Genomic DNA, 18,523 nt, shown 5'->3' with positions numbered 1-18,523 from the left:
ATGGCACATAAAAAAGCAGGCGGTTCATCCCGTAACGGACGCGACTCAGCTGGTCGTCGTCTTGGCGTTAAGAAATTCGGTGGCGAAGTTGTCATTCCTGGCAACATCATCATGCGTCAGCGCGGCACAAAGATGTGGCCAGGCGCAGGCGTTGGCATGGGCAAGGATCACACGATCTTTGCGACCGTCGAAGGCAACGTACAGTTCCACAAAGGCCTCAAGGGCCGTACCTTTATTTCGGTTCTCCCAGTGGCGGAGGCCGCTGAATAAGCCGATTACCTCAGGTAGCAAATTTCAGGGGATCGGCGATAGCCGGTCCCTTTTTTTATTCATACTCTTGCCACGTTGTTTATTTATACGTGCCTCGGGGTGATCATGTTTTCGAGGAGGGAAAGCAGTGATTCATGAAGAGATTACAGTTCAAGAAACAATAAACGCAGAACGTTTCGTTCTGCGCCCGTGTCGTAAGTCCGATGCCGGGTTGATTGCGATGTATGCGGCCGACGAACGTGTCGCTCGCGGTACGCGCTCTATTCCCCATCCGCTGCCGCCCGGCACAATCGAGGCAATGATTGATCGTGCCGCGCAGCCCGATCGGACAGAGGATATATGGGTCATCGACGGTTCAGAACATGGCCATGCAGAAGCTTTGGGTTTGATCAGCCTTGAGCGCATGGACCGTCAGCAATCCGAGGTGTTCTATTGGATCGCGCCCGCGTTCTGGAATACAGGATTGGCATCAGAGGCCGTTCGCGCCTTGATCGCTGCGAACCCACACCAATCTGAACGCATCTTTGCTGAGGTGTTCCAAGATAACCCGGGTTCAGCACGTGTGCTGACAAATTGCGGTTTTGACTATCTTGGAGATGCAGAGGCGTTTTCTGTGGCGCGCAATGCGACGGTTCCGACGTGGACATATACCCTTAAGGTGGATTAATGACCGTCCCAACTCTGCGGACGCAACGTCTTGTTTTGGGTGAGCTTTGCCGTGCAGACCTTGATAATGTTGTTCGGTATGCTGGGGACTATGATGTCTCGAAGTGGCTCGTACCGGTGTGCCATCCATACACCCAATCAGATGCGGACGCGTTTCTTGAAATGGATCGCCTCGGCCAATTGGGTAGCCTTTGGGTCATCAAGCAAAATGATGCATTCCTTGGGGTCGTTTCTATCGGAAAAGAGCTGGGTTATTGGCTGGGCCAACCTGCATGGGGCCAAGGCATCATGACCGAGGCCGCAGGGGCGGCATTAAGTTCGCATTTTCTTAACAGGGGTGTTGGAAAGGTTTGTTCCAGCTATTTCGTAGGAAATCGCGCCTCTGCCCGTGTGCTTGAAAAGTTAGGGTTCGTTGAAGTTGGGGAGAAGGTCCAGTTTTCTAAAGCGCGGAATGCGAATGTGGCTGCGCGGCTTGTTGAATTAACACGCGCACGGTGGGATCAATCAGATGCATAACCTAACCTACCGCGATCTGTGTGCCGGGGATGCGGATGCATTGCATGCGATTGTCAGCGCTTGAGAAGCGGCGCGCAATAGACTATCGCCACATCTGAACAGCGCGGAAAGCAAAACCTATGAAATTTCTTGATCTAGCGAAGGTCTATATCCGGTCCGGCGCCGGCGGCGGTGGCTGTATTTCTTTCCGACGCGAAAAGTTCATCGAATACGGTGGACCAGATGGTGGCGACGGCGGCAATGGCGGTGATGTCATTGTCGAGGCCGTCGAAGGCCTGAACACTCTGATTGATTTTCGTTATCAGCAGCACTTTTTTGCGGGTAACGGCCAGCACGGTATGGGCAGTCAACGTACCGGTAAAGACGGTGAAGATAAGGTGCTGCGCGTTCCTGTTGGGACCGAGATCATTGACGAGGACGAAGAAACCGTCATCGCTGATTTGACCGAAGTTGGCCAACGTATCGTTATTGCCAAGGGTGGTAACGGTGGTTGGGGGAACTTGCACTTTAAGTCTGCCACGAACCAAGCACCGCGTCGTTCGAATCCGGGCCAAGAAAGCATTGAGCGCACGATTTGGCTACGCCTTAAGCTGATCGCCGATGTGGGCCTGCTTGGTATGCCGAATGCAGGCAAGTCTACCTTCCTCGCTGCGACATCGAACGCACGCCCAAAGGTTGCTGATTATCCGTTCACAACGTTGATCCCTAACCTTGGCGTCGTAGGTATTGACGAGGTGGAATTTGTTGTTGCGGACATCCCCGGCCTGATCGCAGGCGCGTCAGAGGGACGTGGTCTTGGCGATACATTCCTAAGCCACGTCGAACGCTGCGCTGTGCTGTTGCATCTTATCGATGGGACGTCTGGAGATCCTGCCGGCGATTTGACAACGATCATCGGCGAGCTTGAAGCATACGGCGGTGAACTGGCCGAAAAGCCGCGTATCACAGTCCTGAACAAGATCGACGCGCTCGACGAAGAAGAACGTGCGTTCCTTAAAGAAGAGATCGAAGCCGTGGCCGAAGGTCCGGTGCTATTGATGTCTGGTGTTAGCCGAGAGGGTATCCCTGAGGTGCTGCGCGCGCTACGTGCAGAGATTGACGACAACCGTCTGCGTCATCGCAAAGCTGCGGAGGAAGCGGAAGAGGACGCCCCATGGCAACCCTAACCGACGCCAAGCGGCTTGTTGTTAAAATTGGCTCTGCGTTGCTGGTCGACGCAAAGACTGGTGCGCTGCGCCAAGAATGGTTGAAATCCTTAGCCGCTGATGTTGCCCGCATTCGTGAACGTGGCACTGACGTTGTCCTAGTGTCATCCGGATCAATCGCTCTGGGGCGTGGTGTTCTCGGCTTGCCGCCAGCTGCCTTGCCGTTGGAACAATCGCAAGCGGCGGCGGCTGTCGGACAAATTCGACTCGCGCGGGCCTATGAAGAGGTGCTCGCGCTTCACGGTATTATTGCCGGTCAAGTACTGGTTACTCTTGAAGATTCTCATGATCGTCGTCGTTATCTGAATAGTCGTGCGACGATGGAAACGATGCTATCGCTTGGCGTAACACCCATTGTGAACGAAAACGATACGATTGCCACTGACGAGATTCGTTACGGTGATAATGACCGGCTTGCAGCGCAGGTCGCAGTCACAATTGGTGCGGATCAGCTTGTGTTGTTGTCGGACGTTGATGGCCTATATACTGCTAACCCGCGCATCAATAGCGATGCAAAACACCTTGATAATGTTGATAAAATAACGCCGGAAATTGAGGGTATGGCGGGTGACGTCGGCTCTGGGCTTTCCAAGGGCGGAATGATTACCAAAATCATGGCGGCGCGCATGGCGACCGAGGCAGGCTGCGCGATGGCAATTGCATTGGGCACTGAAAACAGCCCGCTGGCTTTGCTCGAAAATGGGGCGCGCACGACTTGGTTTGCGGCGCAGACAGATCCGCAGGTCGCGCGAAAGCGTTGGATCGCGTCGATGAAGCCAGCCGGAAACGTGACGATTGACGATGGTGCGAAGGCCGCGTTGATGCGCGGGAACAGCCTACTGCCAGCCGGTGTAACGCAGGTTTCTGGGCGGTTTGGGCGCGGTGATGTTGTTGCGATTATGGATGCGCTAGGTGTGCAACTGGGGCAGGGATTGACCCGTTATACCGCTGCCGAATCTCGGCAGATACTTGGTCGTCGGTCGCATGACATCGCAACGATACTGGGTTATGAAGGCCGGGCTGCATTGGTGCACCGTGATGATATGGTGCTTTAAGAGGGCAAAAAGATGAACGAGCAAACGCAAATTGCAACGATGATGACCCAAATTGGTGTGGGCGCCCGCGCTGCGGCAACCGTGCTTGCGACTGCTCCGGCTGAGGCAAAGGAAAAGGCGCTGAATGCCGCTGCGGATGCCGTTTGGGAACAACGTGCCGCGATCATCGCTGCGAACAAAAAAGATATGGCATTCGGGGCGGAGAAAGGTCTTTCACCGTCAATGATGGACCGTCTGATGCTGGATGAAGACCGGATTGCCGGTATCGTAACGGGTCTACGCGCTGTTGCGGCACAAGAGGATCCGATTGGCGTCGTGACTGAGGAATGGACACAACCAACGGGCCTGAATATCAAACGCGTCCGTACGCCGATTGGTGTGATCGGTGTGATCTACGAAAGCCGACCCAATGTGACCGCTGATGCAGGTGCGCTTTGCCTGAAATCGGGGAACGCCGTGATTTTGCGTGGTGGTTCCGAAAGCTTTCATTCAAGCCAAGCGATCCACGCGTGTTTGGTTGAGGGTCTAAAGGCTGCTAACTTGCCAGAGACGTCAATTCAGTTGATCCCAACACGCGACCGCGCTGCCGTTTCTGCTATGATTCAGGCAACAGATTACATTGACGTGATTGTACCGCGTGGTGGTAAAGGGCTTGTCGGATTGGTTCAGCGCGAGGCTCGCGTGCCTGTTTTCGCCCACCTTGAAGGGATTTGCCACGTCTACGTGGATGCGAGCGCTGATTTGGAAAAAGCGCGCGCGGTTCTACTGAATGCCAAAACGCGTCGCACCGGGATCTGCGGTTCTGCGGAATGTCTGCTGGTTGATCAGGCGTTTTTTGACAAGCACGGCGATATTCTGACTCGGGACTTGTTGGGCGCGGGTGTCGAAGTGCGGGCAGCTGGTAAGCTCGCTGAAACCGTAGGTACAGTCGCGGCGCAGCCCGACGACTTTGGGCACGAGTTTTTGGATATGATTATCGCTGCCAAAGTGGTCGATGGTATTGATGGTGCAATCGCACATATCCGCGAATTTGGGTCAAATCACACCGACGCTATCATTGCGGAAGATGACAGTGTGGCCGATAAGTTCTTCCGCGAACTTGATAGTGCGATCTTGATGCGGAACGCTTCGACGCAGTTCGCGGATGGCGGTGAATTTGGGATGGGTGCAGAAATTGGTATCGCCACCGGTAAACTTCACGCGCGTGGGCCTGTTGGTGCGGTGCAATTGACCAGCTTTAAATACTTGGTGACAGGTGACGGGACCGTGCGCAGTTAAAACTGCGCAGTTAGTCCCGTATCGCTGGCAGCGAAAGTTAGTTCGCGATCTGCCTCGGCTAAGGCCGTTGGCAGCAGCGCGAACTGCACCTGTGCGGCTGTGTGAACATGTCCGTTTGTGGCGTTGCCGGTGCTGTTCCAAAGGTCCGGGTCAAAGTTAATACGCTTTGCTTTGGCCGTGAAGAACCACGTTTCGCCTTGCTGGGTGATTGTGACTTCGCCGCCCATGGGAAGCGCTGTTTCAAAGCAAAGCAGAACCAAAAGGGCCAGCCGAACACATTGCCGCTGCTGATCGCCTTGGATGTCCCAGTGAAATTTGTTGCGTCCGCCTTGCGAAATTGCGGTCAAGATGCTCTGCACTTCGGTGCTGCTGATCCGCTGGCCTTCGGCTGCGCTACCAAACGCGATGCGGAACAGTTTGATGCGTGCATTCGCATTTTGCACGCTGTCATTTATCAACGCCATTTCCGGGGCGGTGCTGCCATTAGTTAACGATAAAAGCTCGACCCCATTGCCGATTGCCCCAATAGGGCTAATAAGGTCGTGGCAAATACGTGAACCCACAAGCGCGGCCAGATCAGGTTGCATGGCGTGGTCTCCTTTTGGAGGGAAGTTGAATGATCGGCATGAACGCCATTTTAGAACCCGGTATGTTGGTACGCAATCCCGCCCAACCAGATTGGGGCGTTGGACAAGTGCAGTCAAACATTGGCGGAAAAATTACCGTCAACTTTCGAGAAGAGGGCAAGGTTGTCATTGATGGGTCACAGCTTGGGCTCATCCTGGTTGATCGTTGATTAATGTTCCTTGTTTAGACGTAGTGCCACAAAGGTTGTCAAATCGTTAACGCCGCAGTAGAAAACGCGCCCGAGGCCAAAGGCTCTGACACAGGTATCAATGTCTTACCACACACCACAGTTTCAGATTGCGTTGGCAAAATCCCCAGATGAAATCCGGTCTGCACAGCGTTTGCGCTATGACGTGTTTGTGCGTGAACTTGGGGGTGCTGGCGACATGGTTGATCATGATGCCGGGCTTGAGAAAGACCGCTTTGATCCATTTGCCACGCACCTGTTGCTGCGTGATGTGACGCGCCCAAGCGATGATCAGGTTGTGGGTGTTTATCGTCTTTTGACTGAAGAACGCGCGAAAGATGTAGGGCAGTTTTACTGCGAAGATGAATTCGACCTATCGGTTCTAAAACAAAGTGGTAAGCGCTTGCTAGAATTAGGGCGCTCGTGTTTGCATCCGGACTATCGTGGTGGCACGGCTATGATGCACCTTTGGGGTGCGCTGGCCGATTATGGGCGACGCGAAAGCATCGACGTGATGTTCGGTGCAGCGTCATTTCATGGAACCGATATAGATGCATTAGCGGGGCCGCTGAGCCTGCTTCATCACCGTCATTTGGCACCGCCAGAAATGGGTGTCCGCGCAACCGGAGCGAATGCAATTTCTATGGATATGCTGGCAGAGGATCAAATTGATCGTGTTGCCGCTATGCGTGAGACTCCTGCGTTGATCAAGGCGTATTTACGGCTTGGCGGAACTGTGGGCCAAGGCGCGTTTGTCGACCACGCCTTCAACACGGTGGATATTTGTTTGATTTTGGCTGCTGACGCGGTCTCTACTTTGCAGGGTAGTATCTATGGCAAAGGTGAACACCGTGTCTAATGTCTGGACCAGCCAAGATGTACCGCCTCAACTCCACATTGGTTGGGTGGACTGGTTACGTGTCATTGCCCGCGCCGTGCCTTTGATCATTTTGGTTTTTGGCGGGCTTATCGTGCTTTTGCTTGTTAGGCTGTTTGAGCGGCCAATTTGCGGGGTTGGGCGGCCTGTTACGCCCTATATCACGCAATTTGTATGCCGTGGTGCGTTTATCCTGCTTGGTATCCGTTTCAAAAGTGTCGGTTCGCCAATGAAGAGTGGGGGCGCCGTTGTTGCGAACCACGCGTCGTGGCTTGATATTTTCGCGCTTAATGCACGCAAGCGCATCTATTTCGTCGCAAAGCATGAAGTATCCGCCTGGCCGGGCATTGGTTGGCTCGCACGTGCAACAGGTACTTTGTTTATTCGGCGTTCAAGAACAGAAGCCGCCGAGCAGGTTGCAATGTTCAAAGAGCGCTTGGGCGTTGGCCATCGGCTGTTGTTTTTCCCCGAAGGCACATCGACAGACGGCCTGCGCGTGTTGCCGTTTAAGCCAACATTGTTTGCAGCTTTCTTTGACCCAGCGATACGCGATCAAATGGCGCTTCAGCCGGTCACATTGATCTATCAAGCCCCGGAAGGCGAAGATCCGCGGTTTTACGGCTGGTGGGGGGATATGGAATTCGGGCCGCATCTTTTGTCGACATTGGCCGCAAAACGGCAAGGTGGCGTGACCGTAGTCTACCACCCGCCAGTTCAGCTTAGTGATTTTGATGACCGCAAGACGCTTGCAAAAACACTAGAAAATACAGTGCGGGCTGGCCTAGACGGCCATAGCCACACGAAAATCAGCTAGAGCCTTTGCTGGATCGTCAGAGCGCCAAATTTCGTCCCCGATACCGAAGAAATCTGTGTGTGGCGCGAAAGCACGGATCAAATCAGCATCCAATGCGCCTTCTGCGACGACAGGTACTTCGATCATCATTGACCACCATTCGAACAGATCAAGCCCGGCTTGTTCGCCAGCGCCCAGCGGTGATTTCCCAATCGGGCCAAAGCTGACGTAGTCGGCGCCCATTTCACCTGCTGACATGCCTTCATGGCTGGATGTGCCGCAGAATGTGCCAACAATAGCTTCTTCGCCCAGTTCCTTGCGTGTTTTAATCACAGATTTCGCAGCGTCTTGCAGGTGAACGCCATCAAGGCCAAGCCGTTCGACCATCATAATATGGCTGTCGATCACAAGCGCCACATCGCGGGCGTGTGTGATTTCACGCAGAGCGTCCGCTGCTTTGCTGATCCGCGATTCATCTTTGGTGCCAAGTGCCAAGCGCACGCAGGCCACTTCGGTGCTGTCTAGACAGGCGGCCAATTGATCCGGGTAGGTCGATAAATCGAATTCTGAAGGTGTGATCAGGTAGATTTGTGGCTGCTCAGGGGCGTCTGACATGGGCGTATATTCCGAGTTAATCTTGCTTCAGGGCGTTCTATCTGGGTTTGCGACGCTTGGCTATGGCTTCGGTGGGAGGCTGCGCGCATATTCGAGCGCAAGTCCAATGATTTGGCCACGACGTGTATCGTCATCCATGACCTCTTCGGCAACATCAACCATACCGCCCATTTTTCTGCCGGTAAAAGAAAGGGTTGAATACCTTCTATTTCAAGCGCTTTTGGCTCAAGTGACTTGCCGACACGCGCCATGCCGCCGCCGTTGTGAACGCCGCAAACCATATTGCCGTGAATAAGGAAACACAGGCCGCCGAACATCTTTTTTTCGGTCAGCCCAAGCTCATCGACCAATTCTTGGCGCAGCAGTTCTGCATGACCTTCATCATAAGCCATCGGGTTTCCTTGCGTTGTGTTACCTGCCAGCGTATCACGCCAGCCGATATCAAAGGAAGTCCGATGCCAAGCCCTGATCCTCAACCTGCTTTTGTCCTGATCCGCCCGCAGATGGGTGAAAACATTGGTGCTGCCGCACGCGCCATGTGGAACTTTGGTTTGGATCGTATGCGGATCGTTGATCCGCGTGATGGGTGGCCGAACCAAAAGGCTGTAGCGATGGCCAGCGGTGCAGGTCGGTTGCTGGACGAGGCACAGCTTTTTGACGATACCCCAAGTGCCATTGGCGATTGCGACTATGTTTATGCAACAACAGCGCGCCCGCGGGATTTGACCAAGCCGGTTTTGACACCGGAGGCCGCCATGAAAGACGCACGTGAACGGATCGCAGCAGGTGGAAAGGTCGCTGTGATGTTTGGCCCGGAACGTGCTGGCATGGAAAACGATGATATCGCGCGGGCGAATGCGATCATCTCTGTTCCTGTAAATCCAGATTTTGCTTCACTGAACCTTGCGCAATGTGTGCTGTTGACCGGTTATGAATGGCGCCGCGAGGCTGTGCCTACAGAGGCAGTTACAATGAGCGCTGCGGGCGACTGGGCCGAGCAGATCGAGATTGAAAAGTTAAGCGAACACTATGAACAGCGCCTAGAAGATGCTGGGTTCTTTTTCCCGGAACACAAGGCTGCAAGTATGAAAGTGAACCTTCGTAATCTTTGGTCCCGTATGCCGCTGACGCGCGCTGATGTTCAGATGTTGCATGGTGTCATGCGCCAAATGGTTCGATGGAAGGACCGGGGGTAGGTGGATCAAGATCCACCCTACGTGGTCTTGCGTCATACTGCCGCTTGCAGTGGTCCAGTCGCAGCCCTAGTTTCCACCTCAAGACACATCCGGAGGCCATGATGGCAACAAAGCGTTCAATTTTCGAAGAGGTCGGGGATACCCCAAAGCAGGTCGCAGCCCCGGGTGCGATTGATCGTGCCGGGCAGGGTGCCCGTGGCGGTATTCGCCGGTGGCTGTTAGCGCTTTTGGTGATGGTCGTTGTCATGATCGCAGTTGGTGGTCTAACGCGACTAACCGATAGCGGCCTGTCGATTACTGAGTGGAAGCCTGTAACGGGCGCTGTGCCGCCGATGAGCGAGGCCGCTTGGGCGGACGCATTCGCGAAATATCAGCAAATTCCGGAATACCAGTTACAAAACAAAGGTATGTCCTTGTCTGAATTCAAATCCATCTACTGGTGGGAATGGGGGCACCGCCAGCTTGGCCGTTTGATTGGTTTGGTGTGGGCTGTCGGGTTTGTTGTATTAGTTGCAATGCGCAAGGTACCAACTGGCTGGACCGGAAGATTGTTCGGTATTGGCGCGTTGATTGGTGTTCAGGGTGCAATTGGTTGGTGGATGGTGTCCTCTGGTCTTGGTGAGGGCATGCTGGATGTCGCGTCTTACCGTTTGGCAACCCACTTGGGGCTCGCATTTATCATTGTAGGAATGATGATGGTCTATGCGTTGCGTCTAGGGCGTTCGCAAGCTGACCTCCTGCAGGCGCGCCGTAGCGCGGATAAGCGCATGGTGGTCCTGTCGAATGTGTTGGTCGTTATGGCGTTCGTCCAAATTATCCTTGGTGCATTGGTTGCGGGGATTGATGCCGGGCGCGGATATCCTGATTGGCCGTTGATGGCTGGTGGGTTCCTTCCGCCGCAGCCATTCGACATCACTCCGGTCTGGCGGAATTTCTTTGAGAACGACGGGCTGGTGCAGTTCATGCACCGCATGGCTGGGTATGCGCTGTTTGCTTATGGCCTGTTCGTGTTCCTACGCGCGCGCAAATCCGCGAACCGTAAAATCCGCGCGGCATTCCACGGGGTGTTTGGGATGATGTTCCTGCAAATGGTTTTGGGCATCTTTACTGTCATCTATTCTGCGCCATGGCATATCGCGATTGTGCACCAGATCGGTGCGGTTGCCCTTTGGGGTTTGATCCTGCGTGGCCGTTTCTTAGCGCAATATCCTATTTCTCAATCTGTTCGGGGCTAACTTATGACTGCTTATGATGACTTGATGCAATTCCAACGTGAGACCGAAGCCTTAGGTCAGATTGCGGGCCGTCTTGGTTGGGATCAAGAAACGATGATGCCCGAAGGCGCGACACCGCAACGCGCCGAGGAACATGGCGCGATGGCGAATATTCTGCATGCGCGTCGCATTGATCCACGCGTTGGTGAATGGCTGGAAAAAGCAGAGGCAGTTGATGATGTCGCTGCCGCGAACCTGCGCCATATTAAGCGTAGTTTTGAACGTACCGCAAAAGTGCCTGCTGCACTTGCCGCAGAACTGGCCAAAACGACATCGCTCGCACATCGGATTTGGGCCAAGTCTCGCGCCGAAGAAGATGTGGCCGGGTTCCTGCCGATCCTGCAAAAGGTCGTTGACCTGCGCAAAGAAGAAGCGGCGGCGGTTGCGGGCGATACCGATCCTTATGACGCTTTGCTTGATGACTATGAACCCGGTGCGACAGGCGCGAGTTTAAGTGCGATGTTTGATGCGCTGCGTCCACGATTGGTGGCGTTGCGCGCTGCGATTCTTGATAGCGAAGCGCCCGAGGCTTTGTCTGGCAGCTTTGATGAAACCGCCCAATTGGCGTTATCAGAAAAACTGGCGCTGGCTTTTGGCTATACCCTAAACCATGGCCGGATTGATAAAGCGGTGCACCCGTTCTCATCTGGTTCGGGCCTTGATGTGCGGATCACAACACGCACGAATGCCACCGATCCGTTTAACTGCTTCTACTCGACTATTCATGAAGTGGGCCATGCCGCATATGAGCAGGGGATCCACGAACAGCACCTACTGACCCCATTGGGGGCGGGTGTTTCGATGGGCGTTCACGAAAGTCAAAGCCGGATTTACGAAAACCAGTTAGGGCGCAGTCGCGCTTTCACTGGCTGGCTCTATGGGCAAATGCGCGACAGTTTTGGTGACTTTGGCATACCGGATGAAGACGCGTTTTATGCGACGGTAAACCGCGTGAACAATGGGTTCATCCGGACCGACGCTGATGAGGTCCAGTATAACCTGCACGTCTTGCTGCGTTTTGATTTAGAGCGCGCATTGATTTCTGGCGATCTTGCCGTGAATGATCTTGAGGCAGCATGGAACGACCGTTTTGCCGCGGATTTCGGGTTTGCCGTGGATAAACCTTCTAACGGTGTGCTGCAGGATGTGCATTGGTCCGAAGGATTGTTTGGGTATTTTCCAACCTATACACTGGGCAACGTCTATGCCGGTTGCCTTCATGAGGCGCTGCGGACTGCTGTTCCTTCGCTTGATGCGGATCTGGCGCGCGGTGATACATCGGCCGCGACAGGGTGGTTGCGTGAAAACCTACAACAGCATGGCGGGCTGCGCACGCCGATTGATACAATTTCCCATGCGACTGGCGCTGTACCGTCAGAAGCACCGCTTCTTGACTATCTCGAAAAGAAATTTGGCGGCATTTACGGGCTTTAGTCACGCCCTGTGTCTGATTGTACCAATTCAGATGTTATGTGTCGGTACAATGTCTGCAATCCAGACATAAAAAATGGGCCGGAGAGTATCCGGCCCAGTCAGGAAGATGCAAACGTGTCAGGCTTGCCAGAAAGGCTTGGACAGTTCTGCGTGGGCAGTGGACGCATCCAAGCCAATATCGTTGAGTAAGTGTGGTGTTAGGTTCTTAAGGTGGCGTCGCGTCTTGCGCCGCATATCCCATTTCGTCACGGCCACGGCAAAGCGTACCGCCATGCGCGCCACAAGTGGCATGCTAGGTTGGGAGCTAAGTGCGGCGAACTGCGCCGCTGGGAGCGCGTGTGACATATGGAAATTCCCTCAATTGTATTGACACAATATAGCGAAATGCTATAGGTGAATTGATACAAAGTGTTTTTGTGTAGGTCTATAAAATGATTGTATCCGATACAATTTGGCAGCCAAATCTTGCCGAGTCTGGAAAGTCGAAATATCAGGCGCTTGCTCAGGCGATCCGAGAAGGCGTCACGACCGGTCAGTTGTTGCCGGGAGAAAAGCTGCCGCCGGTCCGCGATTTGGCTTACCGCGTCAGTGTGACGCCGGGAACCGTTGCGCGCGCTTACAAGCTGCTGATTGACGAAGGGCATCTGCACGCGGGTGTCGGTCGTGGCACATTCGTTTCGGAGCCCAAGGTTCAGCCAGTGCGTAGCCTGCCATCGGCGGATCGGTTTTTTGATCCTGCGCTAGATCGTGATGGTCAGGCACATCTTCTTAGCCCTAAAATGCCAGACGTCGGGCAGGGCGAAATCATCCGTGCCGCTATGCATGAACTGGCGGATACGACTGCGCCCGACATGTTACTGCGTTATCCGACTCGCGACACCGATCTCCCAGCGCGAGAGGCTTTTGCGGAAACTCTCGACCCAAAGCATATTGGCGCGTTTGATATTCATAACATCGTTGCAAGCCATGGTGGCCAGAACGCAATTTTGATGATTTTACAAAGTGTGCTGGAAGGCGCGAACCCCGTTATCGCCGTTGACGAACTTAGCTATGGTGGGTTTCGGTCAGCCGGAGTTTTGTGCCGCGCCGAGGTTATCGGTATTCCGTGGGACGATGACGGCCCAATGGTTGATGCGCTGGAAGTAGCAATCAGAGAGCATAAAATTCAGGTGTTCTGTACCTCTGCCGAGGTATGTAACCCGACAGTAAAGCAAACGACGCCGAAACGACGTGAACAGATTGCAGCACTTGCGCAGGCGCATGGTGTTCATATCATTGATGATGATTGTTACCGGTTAATGAATACAGAACGTGTCGGCCCAAGTTACCGTGCGCTTTTGCCGGGCTTGGGTTGGTATCTAACGTCACCTTCGAAATCTATCACAGCTGCGCTGCGGATCGGTTTTGCTGTCGCCCCGAAAGGATGGAGCAAGGCGCTGACGCGGACGGCGACGTTTACATCGTTTGGTGTGACGCGGATTGTGACCGATCTTTATACTGCGATCATTCGGCACCCGGATTTGAATGTGATCGTCGATCGCGTAAAGGCGCGTATCAGCGACGATATTCTTGCAGCGGTTCGTATATTGGACGGTTACGATATGCGGTATTCAGAGACGGTTCCGTTCTTATGGCTCGATCTTCCGATGGGTTGGCGGGCAGGAGAGTTCTGTCAGGCGGCCGAGGCCGCTGGTGTCTTGATTAAATCCGCCGATGACTTTGCGTTAAGAGAAAGCAGATCGGTGCACGCTGTGCGAATTGCGGTAAATGGTTTGGTGCCGCACGCCCATTTCGTTCAGGCAATGGAACGTTTGCGTGACTTATTGGATCATCCGCCAGAAAGGATCGCAATTTAATTGGGGTAAAATAATACCTAATTTATAAGTTGTTGTTATTGTTGGCCTTATCATTGTCCTGCGTGCTTGACTGCGTTTGTAACCGCTATATAACGCCCCAATCCGAATGACTGTGGCCTCGTGCCACCCCAAACCTTTGGTGAGATATGAAAACCTTTACCGCTACCCCAGCGGATATCGACAAGAAATGGATCCTGATCGACGCTGAAGGCGTTGTTCTTGGTCGCCTTGCTTCGATCATCGCTATGCGCTTGCGCGGCAAGCACAAACCATCCTTCACACCGCACATGGACATGGGCGACAATGTGATTGTTATCAACGCTGAAAAAATCCAGATGACTGGTAACAAGCGTGATGAGAAATACTACTGGCACACTGGCCACCCAGGTGGGATCAAGTCTAAAACTAAGGCTGAGATCCTCGAGGGTGCACACCCAGAGCGCGTTGTTATGAAAGCTGTTCAGCGCATGCTGCCCGGCGGCAAACTGTCTCGCCAGCAGATGACTCACCTGCGCGTTTTTGCAGGCGAAGAGCACGGCATGGAAGCCCAGAAGCCCGAAGTTCTGGACGTTAAATCCATGAACAAAAAGAACACGAGGACTGCATAATGGCTGATCAAGTGAATTCTCTCGAAGAGCTGGGCCAAGTCGCTGAAGCAGCTGAAGTTGTTGTTGAAGTTGCAGCACCACGCGAGCCTGTTCGTGATGAACTAGGTCGTTCTTATGCAACTGGTAAGCGTAAAGACGCGGTTGCACGCGTTTGGATCAAGCCAGGTTCTGGTAAGGTCACCGTGAACGGCAAAGACATGGACAAATATTTTGCACGTCCAGTTCTGCAAATGATCCTGCGTCAGCCTTTCCAAGTTGCTGGTGTTGTTGATCAATTCGACGTCATGGCAACTGTTGCTGGTGGTGGTCTGTCCGGTCAAGCTGGTGCGGTTAAGCACGGCGTTTCTAAAGCACTGCAGTTGTACGATCCGTCACTGCGCGCTGCTCTGAAAGCTGCTGGCTTCCTGACACGCGATAGCCGCGTTGTTGAACGTAAGAAATACGGTAAGCGCAAAGCGCGTCGTAGCTTCCAGTTCTCTAAGCGTTAATCGCTGCTACATGTTTTCGAAAGGGGCGGTCCAGCGGGCCGCCCTTTTTGCATTGTGTTGGTCCAGATTGCATTGCAGGTTTGGCTGCAGAAAAGGAAGCCCGATGTATATTCCGGCACATTTCAATGAAACTGACTCGGAAGCTGTGCAGGCATTAATAACCGAGTTTCCATTGGCGACTTTGGTGGCGCACACGGATCATGGTTTGGTTGCGAACCATTTTCCATTGATCGCAGTCGGTAAAGATCAATTGGTAGGTCATTTGGCTTTAGCGAATGACTTACATCGTTTGCTGCCAGCCGGATCAGATATTATGGCTATATTTCAATCGGATGACGCCTATATCTCACCTAATTGGTATCCATCAAAGGCCGAGCATCACAAGGCTGTTCCAACATGGAATTACCAAACAGTTCATATCCACGGCAAGATTACGTTTCAGCACGACAACAAATCCAAAATCGCGGCTGTCGGTCGTTTGACACAAAAACATGAACGGGTCGTGAATGGCGTCGATGCTTGGAAGATGTCGGACGCGCCAAAGGAATTCATGGCGGGCATGTTAGACAATATCGTCGCGTTTGAGATCGAGGTTACCAAAGTCTTAGCCAAATCGAAGCTAAGCCAAAATAGATCGTCCGATGACATTGAAAGCGTCGCATCGCAGTTAAATACGGCCGGCAAAGTTGGGCTAAGCCGCAAAATGCAGCCAACTGACAAACAGGCATAAATTCTGCACGTTTTGTCCGCTGATTTGTAAAGCCGATGACTAGATTTCATTTTGGATATTGATCTTTTCCGTGCTTCAGTGAAAGCATCGGTCCATGCTGAGTAAATTCCTCTCTTCTGAAAATGGTCGCGGGCTTTTGATGGTGAGCCCGCCATTTCTTTACGCCATGTTGCTTATGGCGTTCCCATTGATCGCGATCTTCTTGTTCAGCTTTTGGACGCAAGATTTTATGACGCTGGATACGACATTCACGTTGAATAACTACCGCGAAATAGCCGAAAAGCCGATTTATGGCGCACTGCTACAGCGGTCACTGTTCGTGTCGGCGTCGGTCACGGCTGTGACAGTGTTGCTGGCCTTTCCGGTGGCATATTTCCTGTCTTTCCATGTGCGTCCAGATCGCAAGTCGCTCTGGCTGTTCCTGATCACGATTCCCTTTTGGACATCCTATTTGATCCGGGTTTTTCTTTGGAAAGTCATCTTGGGCTATAATGGCGTGATCAACACTGGGCTGATCAATGTGGGGCTGATTGACGAACCACTGACGTTCATTTTGTATAACGTGAATGCTGTGATCATCACGCTTGCGCACGCATTTGCCCCGTTTGCGATCCTGCCCATTTTCGTGGCGCTTGAAAAAATCGACCGCTCGCTGCTTGAGGCTTCGCAAGATCTTGGGGAAAGCAAATTCATGACGTTTATGCGTATCACGCTACCACTGGCGATGCCGGGTGTGGTTGGTGCGGTGTTGATCGTCTTTATCCCGACCATCGGGGATTACGTAACACCAGAGCTGATGGGTGGTGCTGGTGGTAAGCTGATTGCGAATATGATCCAGACGCAGTTTTTGGCACTGAATAACGCGCCACTCGGCGCCGCGCTGGCTATTGTCGCAATGTTGTGTGTCACAGCGATCAGCTTGACCTTTGTGTTAATCAACCGTCGCTGGCTAAAGGGGCGTTCATGAGCCTTCGTATCTATGCCATCGCTTATCTGATCTTTCTTTATGCGCCGATCATCTTGCTGCCGATCTTTGCGTTCAACGACGCAACGATTATTGCGTTTCCACTAAGTGGCTTTACGACCGATTGGTTCACAGAACTGGCAAGCAACAAATCCCTTCATGCAGCGGTCAAAAACTCTCTCTTCATTGCTTTGGTGTCAGCGGTGACGTCAACAATTCTGGGCGTTTGTGCCGCGCGGGCAGGGGCAATGCATCGTTTTCGGTTCAAGGCGGGGATCATGGGGTTCATCATGTTGCCACTGGTCTTGCCTGAAATCATTGTCGCCGTGTCATTGCTGGTTGTTGTGGTGCAAATCCTTGATCTGGGACTGTCGAATTGGACGATCATCGCGGCGCATGTGCTGATCTGTACGCCGTTTTGTATCGCAATCCTAAATGGTGCGTTCCAAAACCTTGACCCAGCAATGGAAGAAGCAGCGATGGACCTTGGCGAAAGCCGGTTTTCCGCGTTCCGCCTAGTGACCTTGCCGCTTGTGATGCCAGGGATCATTTCGTCGATGCTGATTGCGTTCACGATCTCGCTGGATGAATTCATCATCGCATTCTTCTTATCCGGGTCCAGCCCGACGATGCCCGTCTATATCTGGGGCTTGCTACGCTTTCCTGCATCATTGCCGGTCGTGATGGCGCTTGGAACGATCTTGGTGGCCTTGTCCATCGTGCTTTTGACTATTGCAGAGCTTTTGCGCCGCCGGGGATTGGCCCGTGCAGGTGTGAAAGACGAAGGGGGCTTTCTGTGACCGCTTTGATCACGCTTACGGGCGTTAACAAATACTACGCTGATTACCACGCGTTGCGTGATATCAACCTGACCATCAATGCCGGAGAGTTCTTTTCCCTGCTGGGGCCTTCGGGCTGCGGTAAGACCACGTTGCTGCGCACCATTGCAGGTTTTGAGAGCGTCTCGGACGGTGTTGTGATGATCGGTGGAAAGGACATGGCAGATGTTCCCGCCAACCTGCGGCCCACGAATATGGTGTTTCAGTCTTATGCGATTTTTCCGCATTTGACTGTTGCCGAAAACGTGGCCTTTGGGCTTCGGAAATCGAAAGACCTTGATAAGCCAACAAAGGCGAAGATGGTCGAGGAAGCGCTGACGATGGTTGGTCTTGCTGGCTATGGTAAACGCGCGGCACACGCATTGTCAGGCGGGCAGCGGCAGCGGGTAGCACTGGCGCGCGCCCTGATCTTGAAACCAAAGGTGCTGTTGCTGGACGAGCCGCTTTCAGCCTTGGATAAAAAGATGCGCGAACAGATGCAGGTCGAATTGATCCGGCTGCAGCGTCAGGTCGGGATCACCTTTATTCTGGTTACCCATGACCAAGAAGAAGCGCTAGTTATGTCTGACCGTATCGCAGTTATGTTCGAAGGCGAGATTGGGCAGCTGGCCGACCCCGAAACGCTTTACCGTCGTCCAAATTCTCGACGTGTAGCAAGTTTTATAGGTAAGATGAATTTCTTAGATGCTGAAGTTAAAGCGGTATCTGAGGAGATCGATGTGACAGTTCAGGGGTTAGGCCCACTGAAAATATCGGCGGAACAAGCACCTGAGGAAGTTTCGGTTGGTCCTGCAGTTGCGGGTATTCGCCCCGAGACACTGGGTATTCTGTTTGAAGGCGAAACCACTGATCGTAAGTTGGTCGATGGCGTCGTGGATGAGGTCGTCTATTACGGTGATATGACCTATTACGACGTCCGGGTCGATGGCGTCGCGCAACCGTTGAATATCGCGATGAAGAACCTGATTGGTCGTCCGGTTCTAGATGTTGGCGCCAAGACACGCGTGATTTGGGATGAACGTTCTCTGGTCTTGTTGAAATAGCG

The 18,523-nt window shown here is 53.2% G+C and carries 23 protein-coding genes; 19 read left to right on the top strand and 4 right to left on the bottom strand.

Annotated elements, in window-relative coordinates:
- The 6 genes from rpmA (at nt 1) to ACHUEV_RS00390 (ending at nt 4,990) form a co-directional block, all read left to right on the top strand.
- Nucleotides 1-270 carry a 50S ribosomal protein L27 gene (gene rpmA, locus ACHUEV_RS00415; protein WP_056031912.1) on the top strand — a complete coding sequence of 90 codons (270 nt, stop codon included), beginning with the start codon at nt 1-3 and terminating at the stop codon, nt 268-270.
- Nucleotides 271-397: 127 nt separating this feature from the next.
- On the top strand, nt 398-937 hold the full coding sequence (locus ACHUEV_RS00410) for a GNAT family N-acetyltransferase (RefSeq protein WP_394177109.1): 540 nt from the start codon (nt 398-400) through the stop codon (nt 935-937).
- Nucleotides 937-1,452 (top strand): GNAT family N-acetyltransferase, encoded by a 516-nt coding sequence (locus ACHUEV_RS00405; RefSeq protein WP_394177108.1) that lies wholly within the window; start codon nt 937-939, stop codon nt 1,450-1,452. Before ACHUEV_RS00410 ends, ACHUEV_RS00405 begins: the two co-directional genes overlap by 1 nt.
- Nucleotides 1,453-1,571: 119 nt before the next feature.
- Complete coding sequence (gene obgE / locus ACHUEV_RS00400) at nt 1,572-2,618, top strand: GTPase ObgE (protein ID WP_394177107.1); 1,047 nt, start codon at nt 1,572-1,574, stop codon at nt 2,616-2,618.
- Nucleotides 2,606-3,712, top strand: a complete 1,107-nt coding sequence (proB, locus tag ACHUEV_RS00395) for a glutamate 5-kinase (RefSeq protein WP_394177106.1) — start codon at nt 2,606-2,608, stop codon at nt 3,710-3,712. Before obgE ends, proB begins: the two co-directional genes overlap by 13 nt.
- Before the next feature lie 12 nt (nt 3,713-3,724).
- Nucleotides 3,725-4,990: a glutamate-5-semialdehyde dehydrogenase gene (locus tag ACHUEV_RS00390; protein ID WP_394177105.1), complete on the top strand. Its 1,266-nt coding sequence runs from the start codon at nt 3,725-3,727 to the stop codon at nt 4,988-4,990.
- On the opposite strand, the gene ACHUEV_RS00385 is transcribed toward ACHUEV_RS00390, so the two are convergent.
- Nucleotides 4,987-5,577: a histidine phosphotransferase family protein gene (locus ACHUEV_RS00385; protein ID WP_394177104.1), complete on the bottom strand. Its 591-nt coding sequence runs from the start codon at nt 5,575-5,577 to the stop codon at nt 4,987-4,989. The genes ACHUEV_RS00390 and ACHUEV_RS00385 overlap by 4 nt on opposite strands.
- A 29-nt stretch (nt 5,578-5,606) precedes the next feature.
- Between ACHUEV_RS00385 and ACHUEV_RS00380 the strand changes: the two genes are divergently transcribed.
- The 3 genes from ACHUEV_RS00380 to olsA all read left to right on the top strand — a co-directional run bounded on the left by ACHUEV_RS00380 (nt 5,607) and on the right by olsA (nt 7,495).
- On the top strand, nt 5,607-5,786 hold the full coding sequence (locus ACHUEV_RS00380) for a DUF3553 domain-containing protein (RefSeq protein WP_394177103.1): 180 nt from the start codon (nt 5,607-5,609) through the stop codon (nt 5,784-5,786).
- Nucleotides 5,787-5,886: 100 nt separating this feature from the next.
- On the top strand, nt 5,887-6,663 hold the full coding sequence (olsB, locus tag ACHUEV_RS00375) for an L-ornithine N(alpha)-acyltransferase (protein ID WP_394177102.1): 777 nt from the start codon (nt 5,887-5,889) through the stop codon (nt 6,661-6,663).
- On the top strand, nt 6,638-7,495 hold the full coding sequence (gene olsA, locus ACHUEV_RS00370; protein WP_394177101.1) for a lyso-ornithine lipid O-acyltransferase: 858 nt from the start codon (nt 6,638-6,640) through the stop codon (nt 7,493-7,495). The genes olsB and olsA overlap by 26 nt, the downstream gene beginning before the upstream one ends.
- Here olsA and ACHUEV_RS00365 read toward each other — a convergent pair.
- Nucleotides 7,463-8,089 carry a thiamine phosphate synthase gene (locus ACHUEV_RS00365; RefSeq protein ID WP_394177100.1) on the bottom strand — a complete coding sequence of 209 codons (627 nt, stop codon included), beginning with the start codon at nt 8,087-8,089 and terminating at the stop codon, nt 7,463-7,465. The genes olsA and ACHUEV_RS00365 overlap by 33 nt on opposite strands.
- Entirely contained in the window at nt 8,053-8,481 is a 429-nt protein-coding gene (locus ACHUEV_RS00360; protein ID WP_394177099.1) for a TfoX/Sxy family protein, read from the bottom strand. The genes ACHUEV_RS00365 and ACHUEV_RS00360 overlap by 37 nt, the downstream gene beginning before the upstream one ends.
- Before the next feature lie 63 nt (nt 8,482-8,544).
- Here ACHUEV_RS00360 and ACHUEV_RS00355 point away from each other — a divergent pair, with 63 nt between their 5' ends.
- From ACHUEV_RS00355 to ACHUEV_RS00345, 3 genes are all read left to right on the top strand, one after another.
- Nucleotides 8,545-9,285 (top strand): RNA methyltransferase, encoded by a 741-nt coding sequence (locus tag ACHUEV_RS00355; protein ID WP_394177098.1) that lies wholly within the window; start codon nt 8,545-8,547, stop codon nt 9,283-9,285.
- A 101-nt stretch (nt 9,286-9,386) separates the two neighbouring features.
- Nucleotides 9,387-10,520 carry a heme A synthase gene (gene ctaA, locus ACHUEV_RS00350; RefSeq protein WP_394177097.1) on the top strand — a complete coding sequence of 378 codons (1,134 nt, stop codon included), beginning with the start codon at nt 9,387-9,389 and terminating at the stop codon, nt 10,518-10,520.
- Between the two features lie 3 nt (nt 10,521-10,523).
- Nucleotides 10,524-11,993 (top strand): carboxypeptidase M32, encoded by a 1,470-nt coding sequence (locus tag ACHUEV_RS00345; protein ID WP_394177096.1) that lies wholly within the window; start codon nt 10,524-10,526, stop codon nt 11,991-11,993.
- Between the two features lie 117 nt (nt 11,994-12,110).
- Here ACHUEV_RS00345 and ACHUEV_RS00340 read toward each other — a convergent pair whose 3' ends face one another.
- Complete coding sequence (locus tag ACHUEV_RS00340; protein WP_394177095.1) at nt 12,111-12,338, bottom strand: DUF1127 domain-containing protein; 228 nt, start codon at nt 12,336-12,338, stop codon at nt 12,111-12,113.
- An 86-nt stretch (nt 12,339-12,424) separates the two neighbouring features.
- Between ACHUEV_RS00340 and ACHUEV_RS00335 the strand changes: the two genes are divergently transcribed.
- The 7 genes from ACHUEV_RS00335 (at nt 12,425) to ACHUEV_RS00305 (ending at nt 18,521) form a co-directional block, all read left to right on the top strand.
- A complete protein-coding gene (locus ACHUEV_RS00335) occupies nt 12,425-13,849 on the top strand; it encodes an aminotransferase-like domain-containing protein (RefSeq protein ID WP_394177094.1) in 1,425 nt (474 codons plus the stop codon).
- A 146-nt stretch (nt 13,850-13,995) separates the two neighbouring features.
- On the top strand, nt 13,996-14,457 hold the full coding sequence (rplM, locus tag ACHUEV_RS00330) for a 50S ribosomal protein L13 (protein WP_394177093.1): 462 nt from the start codon (nt 13,996-13,998) through the stop codon (nt 14,455-14,457).
- Nucleotides 14,457-14,945 (top strand): 30S ribosomal protein S9, encoded by a 489-nt coding sequence (gene rpsI / locus ACHUEV_RS00325; protein WP_394177092.1) that lies wholly within the window; start codon nt 14,457-14,459, stop codon nt 14,943-14,945. Before rplM ends, rpsI begins: the two co-directional genes overlap by 1 nt.
- A gap of 103 nt (nt 14,946-15,048) precedes the next feature.
- Nucleotides 15,049-15,675: an FMN-binding negative transcriptional regulator gene (locus ACHUEV_RS00320; protein ID WP_106744181.1), complete on the top strand. Its 627-nt coding sequence runs from the start codon at nt 15,049-15,051 to the stop codon at nt 15,673-15,675.
- Between the two features lie 94 nt (nt 15,676-15,769).
- On the top strand, nt 15,770-16,642 hold the full coding sequence (locus ACHUEV_RS00315) for an ABC transporter permease (RefSeq protein WP_106744182.1): 873 nt from the start codon (nt 15,770-15,772) through the stop codon (nt 16,640-16,642).
- On the top strand, nt 16,639-17,439 hold the full coding sequence (locus ACHUEV_RS00310; RefSeq protein WP_394177091.1) for an ABC transporter permease: 801 nt from the start codon (nt 16,639-16,641) through the stop codon (nt 17,437-17,439). Before ACHUEV_RS00315 ends, ACHUEV_RS00310 begins: the two co-directional genes overlap by 4 nt.
- The gene (locus ACHUEV_RS00305) at nt 17,436-18,521 is read left to right on the top strand and encodes an ABC transporter ATP-binding protein (RefSeq protein ID WP_394177090.1); all 1,086 of its coding nucleotides are present in this window, start codon (nt 17,436-17,438) and stop codon (nt 18,519-18,521) included. Before ACHUEV_RS00310 ends, ACHUEV_RS00305 begins: the two co-directional genes overlap by 4 nt.
- Nucleotides 18,522-18,523: the final 2 nt, after the last annotated feature.

Origin of the sequence: Yoonia maritima (assembly GCF_043641945.1) — a bacterium.
GTDB classification, from domain to species: domain Bacteria; phylum Pseudomonadota; class Alphaproteobacteria; order Rhodobacterales; family Rhodobacteraceae; genus Yoonia; species Yoonia maritima_B.
This window is presented reverse-complemented; position numbering and strand designations above follow the sequence as displayed.